The sequence below is a fragment of the Chlorogloea sp. CCALA 695 genome (genome assembly GCF_003003885.1).
GTDB lineage: Bacteria > Cyanobacteriota > Cyanobacteriia > Cyanobacteriales > Chroococcidiopsidaceae > Aliterella.
Genome location: NZ_PVWN01000002.1, coordinates 123,295 through 135,963 on the forward strand (window position 1 = coordinate 123,295; position 12,669 = coordinate 135,963).

The 12,669-nt window shown below is 42.6% G+C and carries 14 protein-coding genes; 4 read left to right on the plus strand and 10 right to left on the minus strand.

All coding sequences use genetic code 11. The annotated features are described in order from the left end of the window. Positions 1–22 precede the first annotated feature (22 nt). On the plus strand, positions 23–448 hold the full coding sequence (locus C7B70_RS01990) for a DUF4079 family protein (protein ID WP_106367394.1): 426 nt from the start codon (positions 23–25) through the stop codon (positions 446–448). A gap of 19 nt (positions 449–467) precedes the next feature. Here the strand turns inward: C7B70_RS01990 and C7B70_RS01995 are convergent, their stop codons facing one another. From C7B70_RS01995 to C7B70_RS02005, 3 genes are all read right to left on the minus strand, one after another. Beyond that, positions 468–1,385, minus strand: a complete 918-nt coding sequence (locus tag C7B70_RS01995) for an NAD(P)-dependent oxidoreductase (protein WP_106367395.1) — start codon at positions 1,383–1,385, stop codon at positions 468–470. A gap of 89 nt (positions 1,386–1,474) precedes the next feature. Next, complete coding sequence (locus tag C7B70_RS02000; protein ID WP_106367396.1) at positions 1,475–2,857, minus strand: IctB family putative bicarbonate transporter; 1,383 nt, start codon at positions 2,855–2,857, stop codon at positions 1,475–1,477. Positions 2,858–2,953: 96 nt separating this feature from the next. Next, positions 2,954–4,564: a GAF domain-containing sensor histidine kinase gene (locus tag C7B70_RS02005; protein WP_106367397.1), complete on the minus strand. Its 1,611-nt coding sequence runs from the start codon at positions 4,562–4,564 to the stop codon at positions 2,954–2,956. A gap of 403 nt (positions 4,565–4,967) precedes the next feature. Between C7B70_RS02005 and C7B70_RS02010 the strand changes: the two genes are divergently transcribed. Both C7B70_RS02010 and C7B70_RS02015 read left to right on the plus strand, forming a co-directional pair. Next, positions 4,968–5,651, plus strand: a complete 684-nt coding sequence (locus C7B70_RS02010) for a general stress protein (protein WP_106367398.1) — start codon at positions 4,968–4,970, stop codon at positions 5,649–5,651. Positions 5,652–5,765: 114 nt separating this feature from the next. After that, entirely contained in the window at positions 5,766–6,230 is a 465-nt protein-coding gene (locus C7B70_RS02015) for a BON domain-containing protein (RefSeq protein WP_106367399.1), read from the plus strand. Positions 6,231–6,377: 147 nt separating this feature from the next. Here the strand turns inward: C7B70_RS02015 and C7B70_RS02020 are convergent, their stop codons facing one another. From C7B70_RS02020 to C7B70_RS02035, 4 genes are all read right to left on the minus strand, one after another. After that, positions 6,378–6,923, minus strand: coding sequence for a Dps family protein (locus C7B70_RS02020; protein ID WP_106367400.1), 546 nt, complete (start codon positions 6,921–6,923; stop codon positions 6,378–6,380). A 159-nt stretch (positions 6,924–7,082) separates the two neighbouring features. Next, positions 7,083–7,775, minus strand: a complete 693-nt coding sequence (locus C7B70_RS02025) for a helix-turn-helix transcriptional regulator (RefSeq protein ID WP_233220791.1) — start codon at positions 7,773–7,775, stop codon at positions 7,083–7,085. Beyond that, positions 7,745–8,236 (minus strand): Dps family protein, encoded by a 492-nt coding sequence (locus C7B70_RS02030; RefSeq protein ID WP_106367402.1) that lies wholly within the window; start codon positions 8,234–8,236, stop codon positions 7,745–7,747. The genes C7B70_RS02025 and C7B70_RS02030 overlap by 31 nt, the downstream gene beginning before the upstream one ends. Positions 8,237–8,324: 88 nt before the next feature. Further along, a complete protein-coding gene (locus tag C7B70_RS02035) occupies positions 8,325–8,588 on the minus strand; it encodes a ParB N-terminal domain-containing protein (protein ID WP_106367403.1) in 264 nt (87 codons plus the stop codon). Positions 8,589–8,715: 127 nt separating this feature from the next. Here C7B70_RS02035 and C7B70_RS02040 point away from each other — a divergent pair, with 127 nt between their 5' ends. Continuing rightward, entirely contained in the window at positions 8,716–10,299 is a 1,584-nt protein-coding gene (locus C7B70_RS02040) for a SpoIID/LytB domain-containing protein (protein ID WP_106367492.1), read from the plus strand. A 65-nt stretch (positions 10,300–10,364) separates the two neighbouring features. Here C7B70_RS02040 and C7B70_RS02045 read toward each other — a convergent pair whose 3' ends face one another. From C7B70_RS02045 to cax, 3 genes are all read right to left on the minus strand, one after another. Beyond that, positions 10,365–10,664 carry a ferredoxin gene (locus C7B70_RS02045; RefSeq protein ID WP_009633314.1) on the minus strand — a complete coding sequence of 100 codons (300 nt, stop codon included), beginning with the start codon at positions 10,662–10,664 and terminating at the stop codon, positions 10,365–10,367. Positions 10,665–10,907: 243 nt separating this feature from the next. After that, complete coding sequence (locus C7B70_RS02050) at positions 10,908–11,378, minus strand: molybdenum cofactor biosynthesis protein MoaE (protein WP_106367404.1); 471 nt, start codon at positions 11,376–11,378, stop codon at positions 10,908–10,910. A gap of 79 nt (positions 11,379–11,457) precedes the next feature. Next, positions 11,458–12,570: a calcium/proton exchanger gene (gene cax, locus C7B70_RS02055; RefSeq protein WP_106367405.1), complete on the minus strand. Its 1,113-nt coding sequence runs from the start codon at positions 12,568–12,570 to the stop codon at positions 11,458–11,460. Between the last annotated feature and the right edge of the window lie 99 nt (positions 12,571–12,669).

Below are 12,669 nucleotides of genomic sequence, written 5' to 3' on the forward strand. Positions count from 1 at the left end.
GTAAAACTAGAAATATTCATTTGTGGCTTTAAACTGGCTAATTTGGTTACATCCGCTAAGTGGATTAATAATTGTTGGATTAGCGGCAGTGGTAGCAACTTATGGGTGGCGCTACCGCAACGCCAGACTAGGTAAAAGTGGACTAGATGTAATGCAGACTTTTAACCAGATGAAAGTTCATAAATATCTGGGTCTTAGCTTATTGTCTTTAACTACAATTGTGTGGCTGCTAGAGGAATTTGCTTTAAAGTTAGTTTCTGGTGCTACTCATGGCTTAAGTGCGATCGCGCTTGTTACTTTACTATTTACTAGCGCCACAGTTATTTTACGTTTCCGTCGCCGCCAGTGGGCAACTCCCGTACATTTAACCTTAAATGGATTAATTGTTGTGCTATTAATGGTGCAATTATTATCAGGATTAAGGTTAATCAATTATTGGCATAGCTAAGATCAGTATTAAAAAGAAGCTAGTTTCTATGAGCAGCATACCAGGCGACAGTTTGCGCTAATCCATCTTCAAGAGATGTTTGAGGATGCCAACCTAAGCGATCGCTGGCGCTTGTAATATTGGCAATGCGGACTTGTTCCATGGGGCGATCGCTTAAGGCTCCAAACAATGGTTTAATGCTAGGGTCAATTAACTGGTTGAGGTGATGGACAATTGTAGAAATTGGAGTCAAGGTACTAGAACCCAAATCAAAGTTTTCACCATCAATGCTGCTAGTTTGGGCTGCCGCCATTAGACCATCTACTACATCACCAACATAAATCCAATCTACTGGACGCTGACCACTGCTCAATTTTGGCGCTTCACCTCGCAATAGAGAAAGCGTCACGTAGGGAATTAGCTTATTTAGATCCTTTTGCGCGGGGCCATACACCATAAATAGTCTCGCTCCAACTACCGGAACTTGATAAAGCTGATGAAACATTCGCGCATAGACGCTTGCAGACCATTTAGCCGCCGCGTAAGGCGACGAAGCAATAGGTAGTTCCCCTAATTCTGGTTCTTCGAGGGAGCCTGCCAAAACTAGCCGCCGACACCCCTGATCGGCAACTATAGTCAGCAAATTGACCGTACTAATCAAATTGCTATGCAAGGTCGGGAGTACAGCTTTGAGGCTGCGATCGCCAGAGACATAACTTGCCAAGTGAAAAATCACATCGGGCTTGAGCGCCGTTAAGATTCGCTGCATATCTGCTAAATTTGCCCCGTCTCCCTGCCACCAACGCAAGGCATTGCTATCAGGCTGTTCGCTGCGAGAAATTCCGTGAACCTCAGCGCCAGTGCTATGCAGCCGAGCGCACAAATGCTCCCCAATGAAGCCACTGGCTCCTGTCACTAAAACTGTTTGACCTGCTAATGACTCCGAAGAATATTGCATACAAAATACACCGAGGTAGAAAAACAAAGGGAAAATGAAAGTGCTACTGTAACTGACTTAGTAAATACGTTAGTTGGTCTCTTTAAAACCTACGACTTTAGAGGTAATTGTCCCGGTGGATTAGAGTAATAGCTGGCAATTAAAGCCACCATTAACCACCAAACTGTATTAATTTCAGGACGATACCAAACCGTGTCTACGGCTCCATGAGCCAGCATACCGACAATAACTGCCGTCGCCCCAATTAACCAAAAACCTTCACGACTTCTTGTTTCCCGCAGCTTCATTAGTTGCACCCAGCCTTGATTTAAGGTGACAACTAATAACCACAGGAAACACGCCAAACCAACAAAACCTGTTTCTACAGCAATTTCTAGCAGCACAGAGTAAGCACTTAAAGCCGTGAACCGGGGGCGCTGGTAGAGAGGATAAATTTTATTAAAAGCATTATTACCAGGGCCAATACCCAAAAACGGGCGATCGCGGATCATCTCTATTACTGCCGCCCAAACATTTTGGCGGAAATTATTACTACTGTCGCCTCTACCCGCAAAAATAGTTAAAAGGCGATCGCGCAACGATTCACTCAAGACTATTGCCGCTAATAATAAAATAGCCAAACTACCAATAAAAATTGCGATCGCCCATTTGCGCCAAAAACTCGGCAAGTATTGCGCCCACCACTGGCGCAGCAAAAATACCACCGCTACCATTGCTACTACCGTCGCAATCCAACCGCCACGACTACCAGTAAAAGCCAAACAAGCAGCATTGACTAAAAACATAGTTAACGCTAAAGCTTTTGCCGTCCACCTCTGCCACGCAAATATCGCCACAAAACTTAGAATCAAGGCGGGTAACAAGTACCCCGCCAGTAAATTAGGATTGCCTAAATAACTATAAACTCGCGTTGCCGTTGCTTGGGCTGAATTAGGATCGTTCCAAGTTGCTAGAGGTTCTACTTTATCGAACCATTGCTGCACCCCATAGACGCTGACAATTAGGGCAACATGGAGGTATACGCCAATTACGAAACTTCGTAGCCGAGGAAATCGCAGCACCCGCGCTGACAACGCAAATAGCAATAAATAAGAAGTTAGCTTCATTAGCCCCGCAAAAGCGTCAGCCTTGACGGGGGATAAAGCCGTTGCCACCGTAGCAATTGCCCAATATAGCAAAACTAACCAATGAATTGGGGTAACTTTGGTTTTGGCATCGTCTGCCACAGTTAGCAGTATCCAAAAACTACCACAGGCAAGCAGCAACACTTTGACTAAATCGTTAGATACAAAAGGCGCTAGTCCAAATACTAAGCTAACTAATAAAGCCGCCAATGGTTCTGACCATTGCATCAACCAGCTACTTTGTCGCCAGTTGCGTAGTAGTCCGACTGGGCGGTGCAGGTAGCTGGCGTTTTGCCACTGTTGCAGGGGCAGGTTACGGAGGGTAAATTGTTGCCAAATTAAATTCATAGGATAAAAAGCTGGGATTAAACCAAAAGGGCAGGGTATTTAATTTACGCCCAACCAAAGAGGTTAGTGCTGAAGCTTATTATCCATAATTTCTAGCTAAGAATTATTTTTTAGTTTCTCCAAGTTAGGTAGACTCAATAAATAACGATAGCCAGAGTCTGGGATCAATTCAATCGATATTTCCCCACCATGCAATTGCGCCAAATAACAACTAAGAGAAAGGCGCAGTTCGCCAAGAGAGTACAATTGTTTGAAAATTTGCCGATTACTTTGGGCTATCTCCTCCGCTTCTATACTATTATCGTTGTCTATTGAGCTATAGGCATCGTTCGGTACAGCCACTTCATCCTCTGACGGTGGCAATAAGTTTGTGTTACTTTGATCGCCATCTACTTCAGCATCTTCTTCTTGCAAAAGTTGAGACTTATTAAGGGCTGGCAACTTAGTAAATAAAGGTTCCATATCCGTCAAACCATCTCCTAGCCAAGGATGAGAAACTGAGACGGCAATTTTTCTACTATCGGTCGAACTAAAAACATGAACGCGAATATTACTGCCAGTGCTGGTAGATTGAATAACGCTAAAGAGTAAGTGATACAACAGTTGCCGAACTTTTTCTTTATCTATAACCCAAGTACGAGTGCGATCGCGTTCTATAGATAAACGAATTTGTTGTTCTTTGCGTTTTGCCCCCGCTTCTAAGCTGTGTGTTACTTGCTGACACAGCATTTCAATATCTACTGTGGCTAGATCGAGGTCTTCAATTTTGCTAGTTATTTCTCCTAGTTCAGAAATTTCGTTGACTAGCGATAGTAAGTAGCGGCCGCTTTTTTGAATAATCTCTAAATATTCCTTTTGTTTGCTCATCAGGGGGCCATAAATTTCCCGACTCAATACTGTCGCCATTCCGAGTATGGATGTTAGAGGCGTGCGGAGTTCTTGAATTAGCTGCTCTAATAGTTCAAGTTTGACGTTTAAAGTTTCGGTAACAAAATCTCCCGGACAAAATTGTTGTGCTGGCGTAGCTAAAGAATCCTGGGGTTTGTCGGCTTTTACTTTGTCTAAAATTGATTTTGTTAGGGTTTGATCGTAGAGGGGTTGAGATGAATTACCCGGATACTTTTTTAAGGTTTCTGGTTCTGATTTGCGATCACTTAACCATTGACGCTCAAACTCGCTCATACTCCAACGGGCAATAATTTCTAAACTTTGAATGTCTTTAGGGGTGAACGTGCGCGGCGACTGCTCCATAATCGAAATCGCCCCTAAGCAGTTGCCTTGAGCATCAATTAGAGGTACTCCCAAGTAAGCACGAATGCCGTATTGCACCAACATTTTGCGGGCATAATCTGGAGATAAAAGCGTGTCGTTAATCGCTAAAACTTGATGACTCTCTACTACAATGTTGCAGAAAGATTCGGCTCGTGGTAGCTGGCGCTCTTGAGCAATTTTATTCATCAATCCCAGCCGCGATAAACCTACGGCAGATTTGAATAAGTGACAGTGGCGATCCACAAATCCTAATATACAAATCGGGGCATCCAGCAACTCCGCCGCCGTTTGAATGGCTTCTTCAAAAACGGGGATAGTTTGAGCTTCGAGCAATCCAAACTCTGACAAGGCTTTGAGCCTTTGTTTTTCCCGACACGCGATCGTACTTACCGATTTGACTAATCGACCAACTAGCCTATTTCCAGGTTCTACCATCACTTATTCCTACCTCGACCCCTGCCGAACAATGTGTATTCGAGCTTGACTCATCTTTGTAGCCAATCTATTGTTCTTAGGATTCCCTAAATACAGTCAAGATCAACACTACTTAGATAAATTATGCAAATTTTATTGCTCTGGAGCCAAATTCTTACTTTTTGCAGGCTGAAAAATGCTACTTGTATCATCTTTGGTTAGCCTAGTTGCGGGTGGTAGCTCTATAGGTTAAAGGCTAATGTGAATTACCTAAGAGGTTTATTGATAGTCAAAGGCAAATATTCCACCTGTAGACCGATGAAATTTAGGTATAAAAAAGCAAGACTTGTAATGTTAGCAAAAATAGTTATATAACTTCTGTATTTGCGCTAACTTTGTTCACATCGCAACACGGAGGAAAAAAATGGCATTAGGTTTAAACAAACGGGCAGTAGGTGTATTTAGCACTCGCTCTGAAGCAGAACACGCGCTTCACGAATTAAATAATTCGGGTTTTCCGATGAACAAAATCTCGGTTATTGCCAAAGACGATAACCAAGACAATATTGAAGGAGTTGATGTTCAAGACAAAGTAGGCAACAAAGCCGATGAAGGAGCTAGTACTGGAGCGCTGACAGGTGGAGTGTTAGGTGGTGCTACAGGCTTACTTGTCGGCTTAGGAGCTTTAGCAATTCCTGGTGTGGGCCCGATTGTATTAGCTGGTGAAATAGCAACAGCGCTCGCTACAACCTTAGCTGGTGGAGCTATTGGCGCGGCGGCGGGTGGTTTAATTGGGGCTTTAGTTGGCTTAGGAATTCCTGAAGAAAGAGCTAAGACCTATAATGATCGCGTGTCTAGAGGTCATTACTTAGTAATGGTAGACGGTAACGAGGCGGAAATTGCTAGAGCCGAAGCAGTTTTGACAGGTAGAGGAATTGAAGACTTTGGCATCTATGATATACCAGGCAGTACAACGGCGGTTCCTACAGCAACAGGTTATGCACCAGAGACATTAAATACCACTTCTACTACGGACGTAGTTAGTGATCGCACCGCTACGACAGGCGATCCTAGAGTAGTAATTGTTGATCGTCGCGAAGAAATTTAGTTACAACAATATATTTTCCCCCTTTTTAAGGGTTTCAAGGGGGGAGCGTTCGGCTAAAACAATTACCCTAAGCGATCGCTCACCAAGCAAATAAAAAAAAGTTACGAGGCAAAAATGAAAAAATTTATTCCTTTGATAATTGGCAGCTTTTTAATTGTCAGCACAGTTGGTTGTCAAGACACTGCCAAAACCAGCACTGACGCACCTAATAATGCCGGAGAAACTGTTGCAGCCCCAAAAACGGACGATGCTGCCCAAGTTCAAAATGATGCCACTAGCGAAGTTCGTAGAGAGCAGCTAAATTCTGATATCAGAGCGCGAGAACAGCGCAACAATGCGAGTGGTGGCGATGCTGATAGAGCCGAAGGAGACTTGCAAAGCGAAGTGCGTAGTAAGTTAGAGGCAAACCTTCCTGCAAGTCAGTTAGGGGTTGAAGCAGAAGACGGTGTAGTAACTGTAAGTGGTACTGTTCCCACCGATGAACAGCTACAAAAAGTTGAACCTTTGGCAAAAGAAATCAAAGGAGTAACTAGCGTCAAAGTTAATGTTCAAGTTAAGCCTGCAAAACCTAGTAATTAATTAGGCAAAGATTAAAAACAAAGGGGTATTCCTTGCCCCTTTGTTTTGGTTAATTTTTTCAATCGCCTAAGTCCAAGATTGTTAAAATTTCAAAGGAGGAGAAATTATTTTCTCCTCCTGTATGCGATCGCTTATTTCAGAGCAAATCTAGTTAGAGTGTGCTTCTACAGGAACTTTGTTCGCACCAGGCTTGTTACCATCAGCAGTAAGACTTTCACCCTCAATGAATGAGCGCAGCATCCAAGCCATTTCTTCATGCTGTTCCATCAATCCAGTTAGAAAGTCGGCTGTACCTTGGTCGCCCAATTCTTCGCCAGCTTGATCTACGTGTTCGCGCAAGTTGCGGATAATTTCCTCATGGTCGTCTACCAACTGCGATACCATCTCTGTAGCTAGAGGAATATTGTCTGATTGCTCTTTGATAGAACCATATTCAAGAAATCCTGCGGCTGTACCTACAGGGAAAAACCCTAAAGTGCGGACACGCTCAGCTAGGGAATCTATGTTAATCGTCAAAGCTTTGTAGTGTTCTTCCCATAACTGGTGCAAAGAACGAAATTGAGGGCCAACTACATCCCAATGAAATTTTTTTGTCTTAATTAATAGCAGATAAGCGTTTGCCAAGTCACTGTTTAACAGTTTACTTACACCCGCTCTTTGTTCTTCCGATAGACCAATGTTGATTTTACGCATTATTTATTTTACATTTTGCTTCATTACTTAGTGGAACAAATCTATACATAAAAGAACATCAGCCAAAGGGCTGATCGTATCATTTAACTAATTGGTAATGGGTAATGGGTAATGGGTAATGGGTAATGGGTAATTGGTAATGGGTAATTGGTAATTGGATTATTCAATCAAGCTAACTTTGGCGCGGTATAGGAGCTTATCGCCTTGAATGTAACCAGTGTAGCGGACTATAACTAAGTCTCCTGGTTGAGCATTTCCTTTGAGAAGTTGGTGCAGTTGCTCGTTGTAAGGTAATTTTGACCCTACAGGCGCGATTTGTTCTATTCCCCATTGCTGTAATAATTGCTCTAACGGGCGCATTAAGGGCAGTAATTTTGTGGCGCTGATTTCGGGGTTTTGTTGGACTTTAAACGCGAAAGTCGGCAATTGCAACAAGCAAGATTCCAATACTTGTAAGCTTGATAGTTGAAACTCTTGCAATAATGTTTGTCTTTGTTGTGCCAATTGGTGTTGTAGTCTTTGATACTCTTGCTTTAAAGTATCAATAGTTTTATCGTCAGTCTGTGGTGGTGCTGGAGCGAGATTTGAAAATGTTTTCACAAGAACATTTATCGGTACTTGCAGCAATTGAGCCAGCTTAATTACGTTTTCTACACGCATTTGGGCTATTTCTCCTTGTCGCAACCGCCTAATTTGCCTTGGGGAAACTCCCGCCGTACTAGCTAAAGCTTTAAAACTGACGATACCAACTCGTTGCATTAGCGATCGCAACGAGTTGGTATAATTTGACTCAAATGACTGGGACATTGCGATCGCCGATTCTATTCTTCTAGTAGGCTTCTTAACATCCAAGCATTTTTTTCGTGAATTTGCATTCTTTGCGTCAATAAATCGGCGGTAGGTTCGTCGCTTACTTGGTCTACAACGGGAAATATAGACCGAGCGGTTCTAACTACAGCTTCTTGACCTTCTACCAATAAACGAATCATTTCTATAGCTTTGGGAACTCCTGGAGTTTCAGCAATAGAACTTAGTTTTGCATATTCGCTGTAAGTTCCCGGTGCTGGATAGCCTAGCGCTCTAATTCTTTCAGCAATTAAATCTACTGCCAAGGCTAACTCTGTATACTGGGTTTCAAACATCAAATGTAAGGTTTGAAACATTGGCCCAGTGACATTCCAATGAAAGTTATGAGTTTTGAGATACAGCGAATAGCTATCAGCCAGCATCCGCGATAAACCTTCCGCAATTAGCTTGCGGTTTTCGTCATCTATACCAATATTGACTGGAAAAACCGAACCTTGAGCTTGCATAAATTCTCCAATTTAGGTGAAATCTAAATGTAATTCGCGCTTTTTATGGCTTTAATGATTGCCTAAAACACGCTAACTGTAAATCTCTCTATGCTAGGTGCATTTTTAAGACGGCGCGGGGGGCTTTACGCACTCTCGCTATAATTGTTTCTTTACCCAACTTCTGACAAGCTTCGTAACGATGACAACCAGAAAAACCGTAGTATTGTCCGTCTACTTCTAATACATCAATGGGTTCAATTTGTCCGATTTCGGCGATAGACTCCATTAATGCTGTAACTTTAGCTGGATCGTTGGCTCTCGGTAAAGGTCTATATATCTGCTGTAGCGGAATCTCTTGTACCTTTATCATAGTAATGCTACTTTTTTATCTTCTTCTATATCGTACTCATTATGACTTCAGTTTGCAACCTTTTGGACAAGATTTAGTCAAAGAGTTAAAGGAAATTGGTAATATATCTGCTTTAAGTAATATTTATATGAAGTTTCAGCACCGGAATTTAGTAGTTAGCGCTTTTTCAGCCTTTTGCATACTGGGATTGACGGCAATCTCTGTAAAAGCTGCATCCACTGAGCAAGAGTTGAAAGTAGGCATAGTACAGCGTTTTGGCGATGAAGCAACCGAGCAATTGCTACTGGAGGCTGTACCGGGAGATAGCTTAACAATAAATTTTCATACTGGTACAAAGCCACAAACTATCCAATCAAAAAGTCTCAAGTTAGAAATAGCTATGCAACCATTGCCAAAGCCAGAATTGGCGGAGCGGGTTGTTTTGGGAGTATTTCGCAGCTTTGAAACGGCAGAAGAAAGCGCCCAAAGGTGGAAAGCGCAAGGTATAGAAGTAGAAGTTGCTCAACCGGAGCGTTGGGAGGTTTGGGCAAAAAGAGATGTATACAATACGCCGTTATTGCGGCGGTTGTTGATGGGGAGCTTGCAAACAAAAGGTAATAAGATCGCCTATTTGGATAGTAAAGTTGTCCAAAAATTGCCCAAACTTAGCTGGATTGTTAATGGCAATCGTTACAGCCGGGAAAAGTTAAGTATTTCTGCAACTAAAAATGTAATTCAAGTTAGTCAAGCTAAAAATAAAACCGATGCGATCGCCTATCCCGGACGTTTGCGGTTGCAGGGCAACGCCTACGGTAGTTATACGCTAATTAATGATGTTCCCGTTGAAAGCTATTTGCGGGGCGTAGTACCCAACGAAATCGGCGCTAAAGCACCTTACAATGCTGTAGAAGCGCAGACAATTATCGCTCGAACTTATGCTTTACGAAATGTGCGTCGCTTTGCCATTGATGGCTACGAACTATCCGCCGACGTTCATTGTCAAGTTTATAAGGGATTGAGCGGCATAGATCCAAATAGCGATCGCGCAATTTCGGCAACTAAGGGACAAGTTCTTACCTATCAAAATCAATTAGTAGACGCTTTGTATTCTTCAACAACAGGCGGTGTAACGGCTAAGTTTAGCGATGTTTGGAATGGAGAAGATCGCCCTTATTTAAAGCCTATAGTCGATGCGGCGGGGAGTGTGTGGAATTTATCGCGCCAGAGTTTAGCTAATGAGCAAAACTTTCAGCAGTTTATTAATATCAATCGTGGATTTAACGAGGTTGGCTGGAAAACCTTTCGTTGGCGCAGAGAAAGCAGTATAGAGCAACTGACAAAAGATTTGCAGAAATACTTAGAAGTAAATAGAAGTCCTTTTGCTAGGTTTCAAAAACTTCAAAGCTTAGAAGTAGTAGAGCGATCGCCTGGAGGGAGAATTTTAAAGCTATCGGTGCAAACAGATATCGGGACGTTTAATTTGTTTAAAGACGAAGTTCGCAGCGCCTTTTCTGCACCCCGAAGCACCTTATTTTATTTGGAAACTGTGAAAAAAGATAATAATCCCTTATGGGGTTATGCTTTTGTCGGTGGCGGTTTTGGGCATGGAGTCGGATTGAGTCAAACCGGATCTTATCGTTTGGCGGAGTTAGGCTGGACAAGCAAGCGGATTTTAAACTTTTACTATCCAGGGACAACACTTCAGGTTTTGAATGCCGTAGTCAAGCGTTAATAATGAAAAAGGCAGGAACATTCCTGCCTTAGAACTTGTTTTATTAATTAGTGCGATCGCATTAATTAGTAAAGTTCTTCTTCCTTATGAGTTTCGATGGTGCAGTCTGAGCTTGGGTAAGCTACGCAAGTTAAGACATAACCAGCTTCAATTTGATCGTCATCTAAGAAAGACTGATCAGATTGGTCAACCGTACCCGACTTGATTTTACCCGCGCAAGTGGAGCAAGCACCCGCACGGCAAGAGTAAGGCAAGTCAAGCCCAGCTTCTTCCGCCGCATCCAAAATATATGTATCGTCATCAACTTCAATCGTTTGATTTAAGCCTTCAGCTTCGCTGATTAAAGTGACTTTGTAAGTTGCCATTGCGTATTTCCTCTCTTGATCGGGGCATTAATAAGTTTTTCTAAAGCAAATTCCCGATTCGCTAATCAAAACGAATGCTTAGTTTCTTTTGCTTCATCTTAGATACTACGAGAAAAATTACCGATTTCAACCGTGCTATTGAACGCAATTAGTAATGGAATTTAGGGATTTAATCCTGATTACTTATACTTATTTGACAAAATAGGCTATAAAGGGTAATAAATGGTAGATTTGGGGCAGTTCTCAACAGCACTTCATCCAACTCCATTCTCCGTCGTCATACCATTCTTTTTTCCAGATAGGAGCATTGTCTTTAAGGGCATTGATCGCATAACGGCAAGCCTCAAACGCCTCTAAGCGGTGAGGACAACCCACAGCAATTAAAACGCTGATTTCGCCAACTTGCAAGCGTCCGACGCGGTGATGGATAATTACACGGTTAACGTCGTGCCATTGCTGGCGAATCTCGGCGGCGATAGAGCGAAATACTTGGATTGCCATCGGTTCGTAAGCTTGATACTCTAAAGCAACTACCGCTCTCCCCCCGGTTTGATTGCGAACCATCCCACTCATAACTACTACTGCACCATTAGCGCGATCGTCGGCTAAGTCGTAAACTTCAGTTAAAGATAAGGGGGCGAAAAATATCGCAAAATTATCTTCTGATTTGGCGATAATTGGATAATTTAAAGACGTTGGGACAATAGATGTCATAAGAAATTGAATAGAAAGACTAATTCTATTGTGCTTGTAGAGACGTTCCGGTGGAACGTCTTTAATTATTTGAAAAGAATTAGCCAATACCTGCAATCACCGGATGGTAATAGAAAGCCAGTCCCAAAACCACATAAGCTGCTAATAACATTGTGCCTTCTAGCCAATTAGAGCGCCCATCGGAACTAATAGAATTGGCAATCAATACAGACACCGCCACAGCAACTAATTCAAAGGGATTAAAATTCAAGTCCATTGGTTTATGGGTAAACCAACCAACTAAAACCAATACCGGAGCGACGAATAGAGCAATCTGCAAGCTCGATCCTACAGCGACGGACACTGAAAGATCCATTTTGTTTTTCATTGCTACTGTAACCGCCGTAGTATGTTCAGCCGCATTACCAATGATAGGGACAACGATAACTCCAGTAAAAAGCGAAGTTAAACCAAGTTGCGCTGTAGCGACTTCCAGCGATCCTACTAATAATTCTGATTCCACCGCTACAAGCAAAGTTGCTCCTAGCAATACCCCAACCCACAGCCATAAATTGACACCAGTTTCGCCCTCAATCAAATTTGCCTCAGCTAATTCAACTTGCTTAATTTCCGCTAAACCCACATCGTAGAGGTAAGAGTGAGTTTTCATTGAAAATAGTAGCGTTAAGCCATAAACCAAAATCAAAACGATCGCTACTGCAATAGATAAGTTCTGTAAGATAGCTTCAGGAATGCCCGAAGATGTAAAATTGACGGCGGTGGGCATCAAAATCGCAATTACAGCTAGGTTCATCAACGAAGCATTTACCCGCGCCACAAAAGAAGGAAACTCTTGTTCTTTGTAGCGCAAACCGCCTAGGAGCATCGAAAAACCCATCACCAAAAGTAAGTTGCTAATAATTGAGCCTGTAATACTAGCTTTGACTACATCGACAAGCCCCGCATTGAGAGCAATTAAGGCAATAATTAGCTCGGTAGCGTTGCCAAAAGTAGCGTTTAAAAAGCCGCCTAAAGTTGGGCCCACTACTACAGCTATTTCCTCTGTAGCGCTCCCCATCCAAGCCGCCAAAGGCAATATTGCTAACCCCGCCGTAATAAATACTGCTAGTTCTCCCCAGTGTAAAAAGTGCGCCGCCGCCGAAATTGGTACAAATACTAATAAAACTAAAAACAAACCATTTTTGAAAGACATTGCGAATTTTGTTCCTAATTCCTTGGAAAAACAGCTTTTCTGCCCAGCTTGGCGGAAAGTCTGGATTAAGCTAACAGCCTGTAATTAAAAGTGTAGCTT